We start from the raw sequence: 18039 nt of genomic DNA on the forward strand, positions 1-18039 counted from the left end.
GAGCCGCGGATGAGACGAGACGAAGCGCAGAGCAAGTTCCTGTTCGGAGCCATCGCGGTGTGCCTGGCGATCGCGGTCGGTGTGGCCGTGATGCTGGCTACGAACAAGTGGACCTATGCGGTTGCGGGCTCGGTCGCAGCGCTGGGGACGATTGCGGCCCTTGCCTCGACGGAAGCGGCGCTCTACACCATCATCACGATCGCGTGCTTCGACGGGCTCATCAAGGGCATGAGTCCGGGCATGGCGAGCATGGTGCTCAAGGACGCGTACCTGGGTCTGGCCATGATGCGCTGGGTCTGGGAGGGTGTGAACAACCAGCCACGCCAATCACTGAGTTCGTCGGTGGCGCTACCGGCCTTCCTGTTCACAGCCTACTGCGTCGGGCAGATGTTCAACACGGAGACCATGAGCTGGATGCTGGCCCTTGCGGGTCTACGCTCCTGGGTCATCTGGATCCCGATCTACTTCATCACCTACGACACGATTCGGACACGCCGCCAGTTCGAGCGGATGCTGCTGTTCATCGCAGTCATCAGCGCGGGGACAGGCGTGTACGGAGTCATCCAGCACCAGATTGGCTTTGATCACCTCAGCGCCGTGTCGCCCAACTTCGGGTTCTACGACCACTTCAGGCGGGGTTCACTGATCCGCGCGCCGGGGACCTATGTGCATCCGGGAACTGCGGGTGCGGCCATGAGCTTCGCCGCCACGGTCTGCGCCGGCGTAGCCCTGGCCTCACGGGCGTTCTCGATGCAGCAGATCTCGCTGCTGGCGGCTGCACCGATCTGCCTGACGGCCCTGGCGGCCACAGGGAGCCGGTCGCCGCTGATCGGTGGCGTGGTAGGGCTGATCGTTTTCGTTGCGATGACGCGCCAGGTGCGGCTGTTCGTGGGGATGGCGGTGCTGGTTGCCATCGGGATGGGGCTATCGGAGAGACAGGCCGGACTGGCAGTATCGCAACGTTACACGCGGCAATTGCTGGGTATGCAGACGGTGATCTCGCGGGCGATCGGGCCACTATACAAAGCCGGTGACCTGCTGTCTCGATTCCCCCTGGGCACCGGCATCGCCAGCGGCACGGGTGTCGGGCGCAGTGCGGCGATCCTCGAACAGCCACTGTACGTGTCGGAGGATGCCTCCGCCTTCATCGAGAACGAGCTTGGCCGTGCCATGAAGGAGATGGGACTGCCGGGCGTTTCGCTGCTGATCTGGCTCTTGTGGAGGGCGATGAAGTCCGGGTTCGTCGGCTGGAAGCTGGGGACGGGGCGAGACCGGTGGCTTGCCAGTGGATTGATGGCCGGGGCGGTGAACCTGGCTGTACAGAACATGAGCGGTTCGGCGCTGTACCTGGCCCCGGGAGGAATCTACTTCTGGATGGCCTGTGCCCTGGCGGCCAGAGTGCCTGACTACGAGGCCACTGACCGCGAGGAGGAAGTTCCTGATCGCAGTGAGGAGGAGGCCGCAGAGTGGGACAAGCTGGCGACGCGCAGTCAGCAGCGACGTCCCTTGCCCCCGAACCTGCCCTCACGACGCCCCGGCGCCTGAGCCCGACACAGTATGTCATCGACGAGCGACACGTCAGACCGGAGGAGAGTTCGTAGATGCCCTATCAGCTTCCAACACTGCACATTGAAGCAAAGACCCTGGCCGAAGGCTGGGAGAAGGCTGTTCTGGCCACCTGGGAACGAGGGGCAAGGATCCCGACCCAGTATGACAAGCCCGGTGACCCACTTAGTCGCGACGCCAGCTTGCTGCTTGCCGTCGAGGACCCTTTCGCGGAGCCGCGGATTCACCGGGCCATGCCCGGCGGGTTCGATGACCTGGAGGTGTACCGCCAGGAGGTTCTGGACGGGATCCACGATCACTGGGTCGATCCGGCCGCGGGCAAGTGGCAGTACACGTATCACGAGCGCTTCGCCGCGTACAAGGTTCCGGGGATTGAGAAGCCGATCGACCAGATCCAGTACGTGATCGATACACTGTCCGAGGCGCCCTACTCACGCCGGGCGCAGGCAGTGATCTGGAAGGCCTGGGAAGATGCCGGGATCGACGATCCGGCCTGCCTGCAGCGGCTGTGGTTCCGGGTGTTCGATGACCCCGAGACCGGCGAGGGCAAGCTGGTTCTGGCGGCCCATATGCGAAGCAATGACGCCTACAAGGCCGCCTTCATGAACATGTACGCCTTCACCGACCTGCAGCGTGCGGTGGCAGAGCGCATCAGTGAGAACCTGGGGCGCAAGATCGGCGTTGGCCAGTACAACCACGTGGTTGACTCCTTCCACATCTACGGCTCGTACTTCTCGGAGTTCGAGGGGTTCCTCAAGAGCGTGGAAGCCCGCACCTGGGAGCAGCGGACCTACCGGACGGAGGACATCCAGATCCTGATCGACGAGGCTCGGGAGAAGATCCGCGCGTCTCTGGAGGCAGAAGGCCGTCTCTGAAAGGTGGGCCGGCCATGCGTCGTCTCCTCCCGCACCTGGTAATCGCCCTGGGGATCCTTCTCCGGCTGGCGTTGGCTCCCCACGTGAGCCATCGGGGCGATGAGAACGCGATCGGGACGTGGCAGAACGAACTGCTGCGGTATGGCGCAGCGGAGTTCTACGCGCACTCGGGGTGCAACTACCCTCCGGTTCACCTGTATGTGGCCTGGGTGACGGGCAAGATGGCACAGGCGGCCGGGCTGGACATAAGCCCCTGCACCCTCACGTCGCGTCTGCTCCTCAAGCTGCCGCAGATCGCGGCGGACGTCGGCATCATCTACCTGGTGTGGTTCGGGCTGCTCGGTCCGGGACTGACTGGGCGTGCGCGTCTGCTGTGGGCGGTCTTTCTGGCCTTCAACCCGGCGTGGGTGTTCTGCTCGGGCCTCTGGGGACAGGTGGATGTCCTGTGTGCGCTAGGGGTGATGGCGGCCCTGGTGGCCTTCCACCGCGGCCGGCCTGTGGTGTCTCTCTGTTGCTTTGCCCTCTCGCTGCTGGTGAAACCCCTGTACGTGATCAGCCTGCCCGTGCTGGTGATTGCGATTGCGCGCCGCTATGGTCTGCGGGCCTTTGCCCTGGCAGCACTTGGCGCGCTGGCGGTGACGGCGCTGGTGATGCTGCCCTTCAACGTGCACCAGTCGCCGCTCCTGCTGCTTCAGGTGGTTCTGCGTCCAGCCGGCGTGTTCAAGACCACGTCGCTGAACGCCTTCAACCTGTGGGCCGCTGTGGGCATGTGGAAGTCCAGCCTGCTGCCGGAGCTCGGGCTGAGCTACTTCACCTGGGGCATGATGATGCTGGCGGTCGCGTACCTGCCCACGCTTGGGCTGATCTGGCGCCATCCTACCTCGCGCCATCTCATGGCGGCGGTGACGCTGGCCCAGCTCGCCTTCTTCCTGTTCCCGACGGAGATCCACGAGCGGTATGCGTACTACGCAACCGTCCCCATCGTTGCCTGGGCTGCGCTTGATGCGCGGGTCCTCCCCTGGGCGATTCTGCTGGCCTGCAGCGCGACGCTCAACCTGCACTACCGGGTTCGTGTTCCCGGGGAGAGCACTCCGGGCATTGTCTATCTGGCTCGGCTGCATGACGCTGGTGTGACGATGTGGCTGGGCCTCGCCGCGAACCTGCTGGTGTTCGGCTTCGGGTGGCTGACTGCTCTGCGCACCCGACCGGAGACGCCTGGCGCGGTTGGTGAAGCTGCTTCCGAGTGAAGGCAGTCTGTGCATCCAGGCGCCGGGTGTGGTAAGGCTCACACCTGGCGCTCGCGGCCGATGAGGGAGAGGAACTCGGAGCGCGTGGCGTCCGATCCGTGGAAGCTCCCGAGGACCGAGGAAGTCGTCATCAGCGAGTTCTGCTTCTCGACCCCGCGCATCATCATGCACAGGTGGCGTGCCTCGATGATCACGCCGACGCCCTCTGCGCCAATCTTCTCCATGAGGGACCGGGCGATCTGCTCGGTGAGCCGCTCCTGGATCTGCAGGCGCCTGGCGTAGAGATCGACGAGACGGGCGATCTTGCTGACCCCGAAGACTTTGCCCCGGGGGATGTACCCCACATGGCAGCGACCGTAGAAGGGCAGCATGTGGTGCTCGCAGAGGCTGTAGAGCTCGATGTCACGCACGATGACCATGTTGTTGGTCTCCTGCGTGAAGATGGCGTTGTTGATGATCTCGTCGATGTCCTTGCGGTAGCCGGAGGTCAGGAACTCCATCGACCGCGCGACACGCGAAGGGGTCTTGAGCAGTCCCTCGCGGTCTGGGTCTTCCCCCAGTTCCACCAGCAACTCACGGACTAGTCGTTCCACTTTCGCATGGTCCATCCTGGACCCTCCCAAAGGTCTGCTTGTGTTCGTCGCAGCAGGGCAACAGTCTCCTGCGCAGCTCCTGCGTGAAGTCCGTCAGCGGTGTCATGCCCTGGTGCGTGAAGCTCGCGGCGATCCAGGCCAGGGGCTGCTCATCGGGTGGCAGCACGAGGTCTGGAGCGAGTTCGTGAAGTGGCACGGCGAGGAAGGGGCGGCTGCGCAGGTCGGGGTCGAGGACCTGCACCCGGGCCTCCTCACCGAGGGTCTCCACGTAGACCACCACGTCCAGATCGATGGTTCGCGCAGCATAGCGGTCGGTTGTGCGGCGTCTGCCCAGGGCATGCTCAATCGGGCGCAGGACTTGCGTCTTGAGCTGGTCCGGGGAGAGAGGCGTGTCTATCTCGACCACCCCGTTGTAGAAGTCGGGTTGCTCGGGTCGGCCCAGCGCTGCGGTCTGGCAGAAGGTGGAGACAGCGACCAGACGCACCTGCTCGCTCAGTAGCCGGAGCGCCGCACCGACCTTGCACGCCGGGTCGAGATTCGACCCCACTCCCACGAACACCCGCGCCACTCTAGTCTCGCCCCCGCAGGATGCGCACCCCTACATTCCGAGCAAAGCGCAATGCAGAAGGCTTCATGACGGTGACCTCGACCGAGTTCACGTCCGGGTGCTGCAGGCAGAGCCCCGCGATGGCCTCTGCCAGGGCCTCTACGAGCTGGAAGCCGGAAGCCTCGGCCAGGGCGTAGACGGCCTTCTTGATCGCGCGGTAGTCGACGGCATCCTCAAAGCGGTCGCTCTGCCCGGCCTTGCGCGTGTCGGTGTAGAGGGTGATGCTGACGAGCACGTCCTGCTTCTCGCGGCGCTCCTCAGCGCTGATGCCAAGGACGCAGCGAACGAGCAAGCCTTCGATCAGCAGGGCATCCATGGGCACTCTCCCTGGAGTGAGGAAAGGGTGCGGTCGGCTACGTCTGCTCGCGCAGATGCCGACCTCCGTCGACGTAGAGGACCTGGCCTGTGATGAAGGGACTCCTGAGCAGGAAAAGTGCGGCGTCTGCGATGTCCTCGGCTGAGCCATAGCGCTGCAAGGGTAGCGAAGGAGCCAGCCTGGCGAGATAGCTTGCGTCCTGGCCGGGCGGCGGCAGGATCAGCCCCGGAGCGACGGCGTTGACCCGGACCTTCGGCGCGTACTCCAGGGCCGTCATTCGCGTGAGCACGTGGAGCAGGTGCTTGCTGAGGATGTAGGCCACATGCTGCCAGTCGTACCCGTGTACACGGCTGTCCAGCAGGTTCACGACAGCGCCCTCGCGGTCCTGGGCGGCGAAGTGGCGACTGAGGACGAAGGGAGCCCAGGCGTTGACGGCGGCGTTTGCGGTGACGTCGTCGAAGGTGACGTCGCCCAGGGTGCTGGGATCGAAGATCGAAGCGTTGTTGAGGAGCAGGTCCAGGGGACCGGCTGCCTCCAGCGCCCGGACGATGAGGTCCTCAGCTTCCTGCGGGTTGCTGAGGTCGGCCTGCACGGTCCAGGCCTTCGCTCCCAGGCCCTGCAGGTGCTCACACAGTTCGGCAGCGGCGTTGCCGGAGGAGTTGTAGTGGATCACGATTCCGGCGCCCTGCGCTGCAAGGGCAAGGCACAGGGAGCGCCCGAGTCGCTGTGCGCCTCCGGTTACGAGAGCGGTCTTGTTGGCCAGGCTGTTCGGCATCCGGTGTTCCTCTCAGACGGCTCGCTGCGTCATGGCCGCCGGGACAAGGTCGGTGTGTGAGTGCGGGTCAGGGCCTGGGCTGCGGCGGTCTCCTCGGCTGCGGCTTCGGTGAGGCCCCCAGAGGCAGCGGCAAGGTGCGACGGTCCTCAGAGGGGTAGTCAACGAACTCCCTGGCTCCGCGCATGTAGTCGTTGGTGTCGCGCATCCAGGTGTCCAGGCGCTCGCGCATCTGGGTGAGGACCGTGGCGCTGCCGGGGTCCTCCGCCAGGTTGTTGAACTCGTTGGGGTCACGGGTCAGGTCGTAGAGTTCCTCCCGCGGTCGCGGCCGGCCGGAGTTCCAAAGCGTGATGCCGGTGTCCTCGGCGGTCTCTTCCTCCGGCAGCTTGGGTCCCGCACGCAGGCCGTAGTTGCGGATGTACTTGTACTGGCGGGTCCTCACGCAGCGCATCGGGTCGTAGTCGTCGTGGTAGTTGCGCTCGGCGAAGATGGCGTCTCTAGGTGTGTACTCGCCGCCCAGGACTGCCGGGGCGAAGCTGCGTCCCTGGATTGCGGCGGAGGCAGGGATCCCAAGCGCTTCCAGTTGCGATGGCAGCAGGTCAAGGTTGCTAAGCAGGTGGTCGCAGGTTGTGCCGGGCTTGAGACGTCCCGGCCAACGCATGAGGAGGGCGGTCAGCAGGCCCGGATCGTACAGCGTGCTCTTGGCGCGCGGGAAACCCACCCCGTGATCGGTGGTGAAGATCACCCAGGTGTTTTGGTCCAGTCCTGTCTCGTGCAGGCAGGCGAGGATGCGCCCGAACTGCTCATCCATGAAGGAGACCGATCCGTAGAAAGCGGCCAGGCTGTTCCGGACGAAGGGGATGTCGCCCTGGAAGGGGAGAGGTGTGACCTCCGCCGGGTTGTAGCGTCCCTGGAACTCGGGCCGGTCCCAGGGAGCATGCACTTCCTGGGTGTAGGCGTTCAGGTAGAAGGGCCCCTTGGTGCGGTCGAAGCGCTTGAGGAAGTCACAGACCTCGTCGGCGATTCGGTCTGCCGTGCGTGGCCCGAGCTTGGTCTCCTTGTAGGCGTAGGGGTTCGGACCGACGCGTTCGTGCTGGCCGCCAAGGTTGGCGGTGTAGTACCCGGCGTCGTTGAAGTAGTCAACGACGGTCCTCTCGGTCTCCGGCAGGCTCCAGCCCTTGTTGGCGAGGCCGATGAGGCCGTTGCTGTGGGCATAGCGTCCAGTGACGATGCACCCTCGCGAAGGGCTGCAGGGAGTGGAGCCACAGTAGTAGTTGGTGAAACGCACGCCCTCGGCAGCGAAGGCGTCAAGGTTCGGGGACTTCACGTTGGGCCAGTTGTAGCAGCTCAGGGCGGTGCCGAGGTCGTGGCAGATGAAGTACAAGACGTTCGGACGCTGTGAAGAGGGGACTGTCGGGGCCGGCTGTGCAAGGGCCGGCGTGGGCACCTGGGCAAGCTGTGCTGCCGCAACGGCGGTTGCGCCCTGTAGACCTGCTCGCATAAAGTCTCGTCGGTCCATGGCAGCCTCCCAGACTGGTCAGGAATCACCTCAAGGAATTCGCGGACTGTCACCGCGTCTCCTTCTGCGGAGGGCCGGCATGAGCCCGGCAGGAGATGGAGGTTGGCCGGAGAACCTTGAATCATCCAGCACGTCACTTCGGTTCAGTTGTCGTCCTGATGCGCCCAGGTTCATACCTGCAAGGAGGGACAGCGATGCGCGCGAAGTGGTTGTGGCTTTGTGTGGTTCTGGCGGCGATCGTGTTGGCGACCCTGGTTGTGCCGGCCTCGGCCCAGACGGGGTACAAGACGAAGCATGTGTTCGTTGTCGTCATGGATGGGGTCCGCTGGATGGACACTTTCGGCGATCCCGAACACCAGTTCATCCCACACCTGTACAAGGACCTGCGGCCCCTGGGTACCCTCTTCACGAACTACTACGACCGGGGCATCACCGTCACTCGTCAGGGGCATAGTACGATCGCCTCAGGAACCTGGCAGATGGTCCCGAACGGCGGCCCCCGGGTGACCCGCCCGACGTTCTTCGAGTACCTCCGAGATGAGAAGGGGATTGCGCCCACGAAGGCCTGGGCGGTCTTCGGCAAGGCCGAGTACTCCTTCCTGCCTTACAGCTCCCATCCGGCTTACGGGGAGAAGTTCGCCTGCTCGCACATCAACGGCGGAGGCAAGGACAACCCGGTCAACGAAGCCAGCGCCGAGGGCGACGTGGGCGTCCTGAACAAGGTTGTCGAGGTGATGAAGCAGGACCAGCCGGACCTGATGCTCATCAACTTCGGCTACACGGACCATTCCGGACACATCGCCAAGGATATCCTGGAGTACCAGGAGGCCGTCCGCAACTGCGACGAGCAGTTCTGGAAGCTGTGGAGCGCCATCCAGGCCGACCCGTACTACCGCGACACCACGACGGTGTTCTTCACCAACGACCACGGGCGACATGATCGGGACTTCCACAGTCACGGCGACCATTGCCCAGGATGCGAGCACATCATGCTGCTGGCGATTGGGCCAGATACCAAGCCCGACACGGTGGTCAGCAAGGAGACGCTCGAGATCGACATCGCGCCCACTGTTGGAGAGTTGCTGGGGTTCCAGACGCCGTTGTCGACCGGGAGCGTCATCACCGAGGCGCTGACCCAGTACCTGGGTGTCAACCAGAAGCAGGCAGTGACGGAGGCAGGGCGACAGGCGGTGGCGATGGAGAAACTGGCCGATCGCGACCTGGTGAGGGTGGCGGCTGATCACGCTCTGGCGACCTGGAAGGCTGCGGAGGTTCCGGTGACGCTGGACGCCGATCTGCTGATGCACGGGATGCTCCGGGCCCATGCCGAGACCAAGGACGAGAAGTACCTGGACTACGTCCGCCAGTGGGTCGATGCGCACAAGTCGGACACGCAGGCACTGGTGGTGAACGTCATCGTCGATATGCCGCAGACCGTCCGGCAGCAGTACATGCCGATCGCAAAGCGGATGGCTGAGGCGCTACTGGCCCTGAAGCCCGAGGAGCTAACGCGCTTGGATGGACTGCTGGCCGGTGGGGCGCTGGGGCGCATGAAGGCGGCCACGCAGGAGGCGAGATTCGGAGAAACGGGGCTGACGCTGGTGAAGGCCGCTGTGGAGAAGGCGGGCCCCACGGTCAAGGACGGCCTGGCATACTCGACGGACCTGTACGCGCTGGCGACGGCCGCGAGCCCGTACTCGCAGGAGGAGGCGATCCGGAAGGCCTTCACCGTGAACCTGTTCCGAGCGCTTCGGGGGATGAAGGAGCAGGGCGTCCTGTGGTCCGATGCGACGGCTTCCGTGATCAACATCGCCGCGGTGCTGGCCTCGCAGCGTGGAAACCTCCTGAAAGAGTACGCGGAACTGAAGGCCGGCGTGGCCTTCCCGGCGGAGATCGAGAAGATGACGGTGCCGGAGGCGACGGCACTGTTCGACGGCGAGAAGCCGGCAGCCCCGCGACGGCAGATCATCACGACCATCTTCCAGCGCGGCAAGCAGGGGATGCAGTTCAGCCGCGATATGCTGCGGTATGGGGTGGACGCGACCGGTGCTTACGGAGATGGCTCAATGCTGGCCCAGGGCGGCTTCCTGGTCGCCTATCAGAAGCTCCCCTGGCGCTATGACGGGAACACCTGGCCTGGGACCAAGCCGGTATCAGTGGGGACGGTCGATATGGGTCCCAGGGGCGGCGATAAGTAGGGATCGGCCTCGGGTAGACCACAGGAAGCAGCGAGTAGTGACGCAAGGGCGCGATCTCCACAGGGGAGGTCGCGCCCTCTTGCTGTGTGTGGCCTCACGGGAGGCCGGGGTTAGTGGGAGCCTGTCTCGCTGGGGCTGAGCTCGGGCCAGTAGGCGTACTCGCCATGCTGGCTCACGTCCAGACCGAGCTCCTCCTCCTCAGGGCTGACACGCAGACCGGCGACGAGGTCGATGGCCTTGAGGATGACAACCGAGGCAACGAAGCCGTAGACGAAGACCACAGCGATGGCCAGCACCTGCACGAGGAACTGCCGCGGGTTGCCGTAGAGCAGACCATCCGCCCCGGCGGGGTTGACCAGCTTCTGCGAGAAGATGCCGGTGGCCAGGGCTCCCCAGATTCCGCCCATTCCGTGGCAGGCGAAGACGTCAAGCGTGTCGTCCAGGGAAGTGCGGTTGAGCAGGACGCAGGTGAAGTTGCACACCAGTCCGGCGACCATCCCGATCACGATGGCGGCGGAGACGTCAACGAACCCGGCGGCCGGAGTGATGGCGACCAGCCCGCAGACGGCGCCGATTGCCGCACCTGTGGCGCTTGGCTTGCCGGTCAGGTACCAGTCCACAGCCATCCAACTCAGGGTGGCGAAGGCGGCAGCGATGTTGGTGGTCACGAGGGCATTCACGGCCACGCCATTGATCGCCAGCGCACTGCCCGCGTTGAAGCCAAACCAACCGAACCAGAGGAGCGCGGCACCGAGGATCGTGTAGGGAACGTTGTTCGGGTGCTGGGTCTCGCCCTTCACGTGGCGTCGACCGATGACCAGGGCCGAGGCAAGGGCTGAGGTTCCGGCGAGGATGTGGACTACCGTTCCGCCGGCGAAGTCGAGGGCACCGAGATTGCGCAGCCAGCCGCCGACGCCCCAAACCCAGTGAGCAACAGGCGCGTAGACCAGCGTCGCCCATACGACGATGAACATGATAAGGGAGCGGAACTTGATGCGCTCGGCGAAGGCACCGATGATGAGTGCCGGGGTGATGGCCGCGAACTTGAGTTGGAAGAAGTAGAAGGCGGAGGCGGGGATGGTCGCGGCATAGTTCGTGTCGGGTGCACCGTCAACGCCCCGCAGCAGGAAGTGCTTGAGGCTCCCGATGAGGCCCAGACCGCCGACTGAGGGTGCGAAGGCCAAGCTATAGCCCCACAGCGTCCAGACGGCGCTGGCGACGGCGAAGATCGTCAGGCATTGCACGATGGTCGAAGCGACGTTCTTGCGGCGGACAAGCCCTCCGTAGAAGAAGCCCAGTGCCGGCGTCATCAGCATGACCAGGACCGCCGCCACGCAGACCCAGGCCGTGTCTGCGGGGTTGAGCCCCTGGACGCCCTGCGCTGAGTTGGGCAACTCCCAGCGGCTCAGATAGGCCAGGGATACTGCCAGCGTGACTGTGAGCGTCCCGATGATGAGCATCTTTGTTCGTCGCATGGCGCATCAATCTCCTGAGGTCGAGTCGAAGCTGAGAGGCACGGCGAGCTAACAGGCCCGATGATAGCGTCGCGGTGTTTCCGGCTCTTTTCACAGTGCGAGAGATCAGGAGAAAGGCTGCTGCCGTCTGCACGGAGAGACGAAAGGGCCCGGCACACAAGGTGTACCGGGCCCTGGAGGTCTTGGCGACCGGCCTTCGACTAGAAGAGGCCGAAGATGTCGTTGAGACTCCCCAGCATGTAGATGGCGTCGCGGATCAGGTTCCAGCCCAGTCCGCGCTTGGCCTTGGGGTAGGGGACGTAGATGATGTCTCCCGCCTTGACCTTGACGGGCTCGGGTGCCTTGCCCTGGGTGACGGCGCTGAGGCTGAAGTTGATGCGCTCCGAGGTGGCGTCCGGGCGCCGCCGGATGATGGTGATGTTGGCGCCGCTGGCTGCCGGGATCGGGTTGCCGGCGGCCGCTAGAGCATCGAGGATGTCCCAGTCGGGCTGCGCCGCATAGGCGCCCGCACGGCCGACTGCGCCGAGAACGTAGAGGTCGTCCAGCCTCGGCACAACCACCACGTCGCCGGGCTCGATCTTGACGTTCTGGCTCATGTCGCCTTCGTCCATGAGCAGCTTGAGGTCCTTGTACATCGGCGGCTCATCGCCGCGGAAGATCGTGATGCGGGTGAGGTCGGCCGCCGGAGTCGGCGCCAGAGCGGTGACGACCCGCAGCAGATCCTGGCTGCTGGGCTCGCGGACATTGACCGGACCGACGCGGCCGAGGGCACCCAGGAACATGGCATCGTGGGCGCTATCCTTCGGGACGTAGACGTAGTCGCCGGGCTCGAGGACGAGGTTCTGGGTCAGGTCGCCCTTCTCGACCAGGTTGCGGTAGTTGCGGACGATCGTCTCGCCGTTGCGGTAGACGGTGACCTGCTCGGTGTCGCTGTTGGCATCAGGCGAGGCGAGAGGCAACAGGTGGGCGAGGTCGCGCTGCCGGAACTGGTGGATGTTCAGCGCTCCCGGGCGCGCTACCTGGCCCATGAAGACCACGGTGTCGGTGGACTCGGGCACGAACACAACGTCGCCCGCCTGCAGCGTCAGGTTCTGGGTCAGGTCGCCCTCTTCGCGGAGCTTCTGCAGGTCGCGGACGATCTTCTCAGTGCCGCGGTAGACGGTGACCTGGCTCAGGTCGGCGGTGGCGACCAGGGGTCCGGCCAAAGTGACGGCGCTGAGCAGGTCCGGAGACTGGCCGAGGGCCAGAGGCAAGGTGCCCTGCCGGTTGACCTGCCCGCTGATGATGATGCCGCCGGTGGCCGGCTGCTCAGGCACCAGCACGCGGTCGCCATCCTGGAGTTCGGTTGTCTGCGAGCCATCGCCCTTCTCGAGGTAGGCGCGCAGGTTGTAGGTGGTAGCGGTGGCGCCACGGTAGAGGATGATCCGACTCAAGTCGGCCGTGGGCAGCGGACTCGCGCTGACGACGAAGCTCGCGAGGTTGCGCTGCTCTGCGGTCACCAGCTCCGCCGTGCCGGTGCGCTGGACCGATCCGGTGACGAGGACCGTTGTGGTATCCAGGCCGGGGACGAAGACGCGGTCGCCAGGCAGCAGCGGCACATTCCGCGGCAGATCACCACCCGAACGCAGGGCGGAGAGGTCGTAGGTAAGCTGCTGATCGCCGCGATAGACAATAACCCGGCGCAGGTCGGCCGTGGGCAGCGGAGACGCCGCGCTGATGACCTCGGCGAGATCGGCACGCTCGGGATCGGGCACGCCGATGCTCCCGGCTCGCGCGACTGCGCCGGTGATCATGGCCGTCTCGCGGTCATAGGGGATGAGCACGACGTCGCCGTCTTCGAGCTCCAGGGTCTGGGTCTTGTCACCCTTCTGCAGGTAGGCGAAGACGTCGCGGGTGATCGTCTGGTTGCCGCGCAGGACGCTGACCTTGCGCAGGTTGGCGTAGGGCAGCGGCGAGGCCATCTGCACGATCCGCACGAGGTCGCGGGCTTCCTTCTCGCCCAGGGCTGCAGCGCCGAGGCGCCCAGCAGCACCGGCAATGAGGATCCTATCCTCGAAGGCCGGGATCTTGACGATGTCGCCGTCCTGCAGCAGCATCGTCTGGGACAGGTCGCCGGTGTCGTAGAGCTTGCGCAGGTCGCGGACGATCGTCTGATCGCCACGGTAGATGGTGACCTTGGACAGGTCGGCGTTCGGCGTCGGTCCGGCGAGGACGACGACCCGCATCAGGTCGCGTTGCTTGTCCTCGTAGAGCTGCAGTGTCCCGGCGCGGACCACGGCGCCCATGACAAGGACCGTGCTTTCGCCGCGCGGCACAACCACCACATCGCCGTCTTCGACCTGCAGGGTGTGCTGCGGCAAGGCGGTGTCGATGTAGGCCTTGATGTCGCGGGTAGTGGTGAGGCCACCGCGTCGGACGGCCACCTTGCTCAGGTCGGCATTGGGAAGAGGACCGGCAGCAGAGACCAGTCGGGCCAGGTCGCGCTGCTTGTCATCGATCAGGTTGATCAGACCGGGTCGGCCGAGGGCCCCGGTGAGAAGGACGGTGTGGATCTGGCGCGGCGGCACGGTGATGATGTCACCCGGCTGGAGTTCCATGGTCTGGGAGCGATCGCCGCCCTCAACCATCGCGCGCAGGTTGCGAACCGTCTTCTGCTCACCGCGGAAGATTGTCACGTGCTCCATGTCGGCCATGGCAGTCGGTCCGGCGGCGAGTACGAGAGAGATGAGGTCGCGGTCGAGGCCCTCATAGAGGCGGACGACGCCACCGCGGTTCAGGGCACCGGTGATGAGGATGCTGTCCTCGACCATCGGGACGCGGACCATGTCGCCGTCTTGGAGCCGCAGTGTCTGGCGAGCATCCCCCTTGTCCAGGTAGTCGCGGACGTTCACCACGATCTTCTCTGCGCCGCGGGTGACGGTGACCCTGGACAGGTCGGCGACTCCCAGCGGCCCGGAGAGGAGGATGAGCTTGGACAGGTCGCGCTGCTCGTCGCCGATCAGGCGGACGATGCCGCTCCGCTGTACGGCGCCGGTGAGGACCACGCTCTCCTCGATGGGCGGGACGTAGATGACGTCGCCGTCCTCGACCTCGATGCTCTGCTGGAGGTCGCCCTTCTCAAGCGCGGCCTTCATGTCGCGCACGATGGTCTGGCCGCCGCGGTAGATGGTGACCCGAGACAGGTCGGACATGGCCCCGGCACCGGCGACGGTGATGACCCGCAGCAAGTCGTGCGGGTCCTTGCGCAGGACCTGAAACACGCCCTGGCGGGCGAGCATGCCAGTAAGGAGGACCGAGTCGACCTCCAGCGGTGGCACCATGACCATGTCGCCGGGTTCGAGGTCGAGGTTCTGGCTCAGGTCGCCGGTGTCCATCATGGCCTTGAGGTTGCGCACGAGAGCCTGGTTGCCGCGGTAGACGGTGACGCGGGTCAGGTCGGACTGGGCGACCGGTCCGGCGAGGGTGATGACCCGTAGCAAGTCACGCTGGTCGACGCCTCGCAGTGGGAAGATGCCGGTTCGGCCCAGTACGCCAACGAGGAGCACGTTCTGGCCCTCGCCACGGGGGATGAGCAGGACATCGCCGGGCTGGAGGTTGAACTCAGCCGGAGCCGTCCCCTTGTCCATGAAGGTCTGCAGGTCGACCGTGATGCCCTTGCCGTTGCGGATGATCTGGGCCTGGGAGAGGTCACCGGTGGGGAGTGGACCTCCGGCCTGCGCAAGAGCCTGGAGGACGGGCACGGCGCCACCCGCCGGGAGGACCCAGGGCGTCCGCACCTGGCCCACCACAGCGATGCCGCCGGTCTGCGGAACGACGAGGACGTCGCCGCCCTGCAGCTTGCGGTTCTCGGTAGTGTCGCCGCCCTGGAGGAGCTTGCCCAGGTCAATCTGAACGGGCTCGGAACCCTCGCGCAGGAGCAGGGCACGCGTGCGGTCGGCAACCGGTGTGAAGCCCTGGGCGACCCGCAGCGCGTCGAGGACCGTCACGTCCTGCCCCACGGGCAGCAGGACAGTTCCGGGGTTGCGGACCTCGCCGAAGATGGAGATCTCCTCGCGCACTCGCGGGGCGAAGATGGTATCGCCATACTCGAGCCTGTGCTCGATGGGAAGCGGACCCTCGCCGCGAAGACCGCTGCAATCAACCTCGACCGGCTGGCCGCCGGGATGGGTGAGACGGATGCGGCGCAGGTCGGCGTAAGGTCCGGGTGGGACTGCGGAAAGGGCGTCGACGAGGGTGGCTCCGAAGGGCAAGGTTACGGCGCCGGTGCGCATCATCTCACCGGAGAGGTATACCTTGCGCACGGAGGAGAGTTCGTTGAAGGTGATCGTGACCTGCGGGTTGCGCAGGATCTGGCGCAACTTGGTGGTGACCAGTTGCTCGGCTTCGTGGATGGTGAGGCCGCGCAGGGTGATCTGGCCGACGATGGGCATGGCTATGGAGCCCGCCGGGCCGATCGCAAAGGTGCCGGACTGCGTGGGCTCGCCGAAGACGACGAGCTGGATGACGTCGCCGGGGCTGAGGCGGTACCCCGCATCGACGGTGAGACGAGGAGAAGACAGCGGCCCGGGATGCGCCCCCGTAGTTGCGGGGTCGATCGAGCGCTCGGAGGGGAGAGCCCCGTAACCCCCCTGGGAATCGGTCTTGAGACCCGCCGCCGGCGCCAGGGTCGCTATGCCAGACAGGACAGCGATTGCGGCGGCCAAGCGGAACAGGGGGATCAGCTTACGCGACATGCCTGCGTCCTCCCGGTGTGTGCAACGGCATCGGCAGAGTGGATGCGTCACCACCACACGCGCCACAGGTATGGAGCCTCGCTGCTCCGCGGCCATCCTGGAGCAACCAGCAGACCTTGCGGCAGGCACCAAGAACAGGTGTGCCCTGCGGAGGCCACAACGTCGGAATTGTATGGGCTTTGGGGGGACAAGTCAAGGAAGCGCCGGCAAGGGGCACCTTGCCCCTGCCTTGGCCTCCTCCCGGGGACAAGCCTGCGCTGACAGAGGGCTTCCGGCTCGCGGCCCTGGAGGAGGAAAGCGCGCGGAGACGGGGAATATGCGCCTCAAGCACCAGCAGATGCACCTTCGGGAGGCTGTGGACCATGTCTGAGAAACTCGCAATCGACGGCGGGACCCCCGTCAACAGTCAGCCCTTCCCACCGTGGCCCTACTTCACGGAAGAGATGATCCAGGCGGCCATGGAGCCCCTGCGCACTGGGAAGGTCAACTACTGGACCGGCAAGGCCGGGATGGAGTTCGAGCAGAAGTTTGCCGACTGGGTCGGCACGAAGTTCGGAATCTCGACCACTAACGGGACAAGTGCCCTGCACGTAGCTCTGGCGGGGCTTGGCATCGGCCCCGGCGACGAAGTGATCACGCCTTCGTATACCTTCATCGCCTCGAGCTTCTGCGTGCTCCAGGCGGGCGCTGTCCCTGTGTTCGCTGATGTGGACCGCGAGACGCACACCATCTCCCCGGAAAGCATCGAGGAGAAGATCAGCTCCCGCACCAAGGCCATCATTGCCGTCCACCTGTATGGTGTGATGTGTGATATGGGCCCGATCCTGGAGATCGCCAAGAAGCACAACCTGTACGTGATCGAGGACTGTGCGCAGGCTCACGGTGGCGTGTACAAGGGCAAGAAGGCGGGCTCCCTGGGCCACTGCAACGCCTTCAGCTTCTGTCAGTCCAAGCACTTCACCACCGGCGGCGAGGGTGGCTGCACGGTGACGGACAACGAGGACGTTGCCTGGACCTGCCGCTCCTTCCGGGACCACGGCTATGACGTATCCGAGCGGCTGAGGCTGCTGGAGATGGAGGCCAAGCTTCCGTATATCCACAAGATGTGGGGCTACAACTACCGGATGACGGAAATGCAGTCGGCGATCGGCCTGGAGTGCCTGAAGATTCTCGACTCGTGGAACCTGGCGAACCGGCGTCGCAACGCGGCCATCCTGGACGAGGCGCTGGAGGACGAGCCCTACATCTGGCGGCTGCCGCTGAACACGGCCGAACGTCAGAATGCCTACTGGCTGTACCCGATCGTCTTGGACACCGACCGGCTGACGGTAGACGCGCGCCAGTTCTTCAAGGCAGTGGACGCCGAGGGCGTTCCGGCCGGTCCGGTCCTGTGGCCCCAGTGTTACAAGGAGAAGGCGTATCAGGACCACGTGGGTCCCAGCCACCTGCAGTACCCCTTCCGCGACCTGCATACGCGGCCTGAGGCGGTCAACTACACCAAAGAGCATTGCCCGAACGCTGCCTGGCTGGAGGAGCGGACCTTCTTCACCAGCCTGCACCCGACCTACGAGGCGTCGCACATGGAGCGCATCGCCGAGGCCATTCGTAAGGTGGGTAAGGCCTACAGCAAGTAGCGGGCTCACGCATCCCGACTACCTGACGCGAACATGCGAGAGCCGTAGCACCTTCGGGCGCTACGGCTCTTTCGGTTGTCTGGAAGAGGCGGAACTAGCGAGTACGGAGCCAGGTTCGCCCGGCGACCCAGAGGCTGAGCAGGTAGGTCAGGGCCACGGAGTGGAAGAGCCAACCGGCTGCGACGCCCTGCAACTGGCCGAGAAGGTCTGCGAGGGCCAGCGAGCAGAGCGCAATCAGGAGCAGGTCGGCAACGCGCTGCCGTCCGCTGCGAGGCGATGATATGGCCATGCTGAGGAGGAGCACAGCGTAGGCGATGCCCAGCAGCGCACCGAGCACCCAGCCAATCAGGTCCGCGGTCTCGCCGCCCAGTTTGAAGGCGTAACCGCGGATCGCCATGGCGCCCAGCAGCGGGCATAGCAAGACAGGCAAGAGGAAGCGGAGCAGGCGTGCAATCATTGGTCGACGACAACCATTCTTGTCTGGCGGCGGCCTTGCGATGATGG

13 protein-coding genes are annotated in these 18039 nt (G+C 65.2%); 5 read left to right on the top strand and 8 right to left on the bottom strand.

The genetic code is table 11. From position 1 onward, the window contains the following. Positions 1-9: 9 nt before the first annotated feature. The 3 genes from ABFE16_15565 to ABFE16_15575 are packed head-to-tail and all read left to right on the top strand — an operon-like array spanning position 10 to position 3688. Positions 10-1545 (top strand): hypothetical protein, encoded by a 1536-nt coding sequence (locus ABFE16_15565; GenBank protein MEN6346719.1) that lies wholly within the window; start codon positions 10-12, stop codon positions 1543-1545. Between the two features lie 56 nt (positions 1546-1601). Further along, positions 1602-2441: a thymidylate synthase gene (locus tag ABFE16_15570; protein MEN6346720.1), complete on the top strand. Its 840-nt coding sequence runs from the start codon at positions 1602-1604 to the stop codon at positions 2439-2441. Positions 2442-2455: 14 nt separating this feature from the next. Continuing rightward, a complete protein-coding gene (locus tag ABFE16_15575) occupies positions 2456-3688 on the top strand; it encodes a hypothetical protein (GenBank protein MEN6346721.1) in 1233 nt (410 codons plus the stop codon). 38 nt (positions 3689-3726) lie between these two features. Here the strand turns inward: ABFE16_15575 and folE are convergent, their stop codons facing one another. The 5 genes from folE to ABFE16_15600 all read right to left on the bottom strand — a co-directional run bounded on the left by folE (position 3727) and on the right by ABFE16_15600 (position 7495). Next, the gene (folE, locus tag ABFE16_15580) at positions 3727-4296 is read right to left on the bottom strand and encodes a GTP cyclohydrolase I FolE (GenBank protein MEN6346722.1); all 570 of its coding nucleotides are present in this window, start codon (positions 4294-4296) and stop codon (positions 3727-3729) included. Continuing rightward, entirely contained in the window at positions 4262-4828 is a 567-nt protein-coding gene (gene folK, locus ABFE16_15585) for a 2-amino-4-hydroxy-6-hydroxymethyldihydropteridine diphosphokinase (protein MEN6346723.1), read from the bottom strand. Before folK ends, folE begins: the two co-directional genes overlap by 35 nt. A 22-nt stretch (positions 4829-4850) precedes the next feature. Continuing rightward, positions 4851-5204 (bottom strand): dihydroneopterin aldolase, encoded by a 354-nt coding sequence (locus ABFE16_15590; GenBank protein ID MEN6346724.1) that lies wholly within the window; start codon positions 5202-5204, stop codon positions 4851-4853. Positions 5205-5241: 37 nt separating this feature from the next. Further along, the gene (locus ABFE16_15595) at positions 5242-5979 is read right to left on the bottom strand and encodes an SDR family oxidoreductase (protein ID MEN6346725.1); all 738 of its coding nucleotides are present in this window, start codon (positions 5977-5979) and stop codon (positions 5242-5244) included. A gap of 67 nt (positions 5980-6046) precedes the next feature. Beyond that, the gene (locus ABFE16_15600) at positions 6047-7495 is read right to left on the bottom strand and encodes a sulfatase (protein ID MEN6346726.1); all 1449 of its coding nucleotides are present in this window, start codon (positions 7493-7495) and stop codon (positions 6047-6049) included. Between the two features lie 194 nt (positions 7496-7689). On the opposite strand from ABFE16_15600, the gene ABFE16_15605 reads away from it, so the two are divergent. Then, entirely contained in the window at positions 7690-9693 is a 2004-nt protein-coding gene (locus tag ABFE16_15605) for an alkaline phosphatase family protein (protein ID MEN6346727.1), read from the top strand. 110 nt (positions 9694-9803) lie between these two features. On the opposite strand, the gene ABFE16_15610 is transcribed toward ABFE16_15605, so the two are convergent. Both ABFE16_15610 and ABFE16_15615 read right to left on the bottom strand, forming a co-directional pair. Next, entirely contained in the window at positions 9804-11168 is a 1365-nt protein-coding gene (locus tag ABFE16_15610) for an ammonium transporter (protein MEN6346728.1), read from the bottom strand. Positions 11169-11368: 200 nt separating this feature from the next. Beyond that, positions 11369-15901 (bottom strand): SLBB domain-containing protein, encoded by a 4533-nt coding sequence (locus tag ABFE16_15615; protein MEN6346729.1) that lies wholly within the window; start codon positions 15899-15901, stop codon positions 11369-11371. Positions 15902-16263: 362 nt separating this feature from the next. On the opposite strand from ABFE16_15615, the gene ABFE16_15620 reads away from it, so the two are divergent. Then, positions 16264-17535, top strand: a complete 1272-nt coding sequence (locus ABFE16_15620) for a DegT/DnrJ/EryC1/StrS family aminotransferase (protein MEN6346730.1) — start codon at positions 16264-16266, stop codon at positions 17533-17535. 94 nt (positions 17536-17629) lie between these two features. On the opposite strand, the gene ABFE16_15625 is transcribed toward ABFE16_15620, so the two are convergent. Continuing rightward, positions 17630-17992, bottom strand: coding sequence for a hypothetical protein (locus ABFE16_15625; GenBank protein MEN6346731.1), 363 nt, complete (start codon positions 17990-17992; stop codon positions 17630-17632). Positions 17993-18039: the final 47 nt, after the last annotated feature.

This window comes from Armatimonadia bacterium (assembly GCA_039679385.1).
GTDB lineage: Bacteria > Armatimonadota > Zipacnadia > Zipacnadales > JABUFB01 > JAJFTQ01.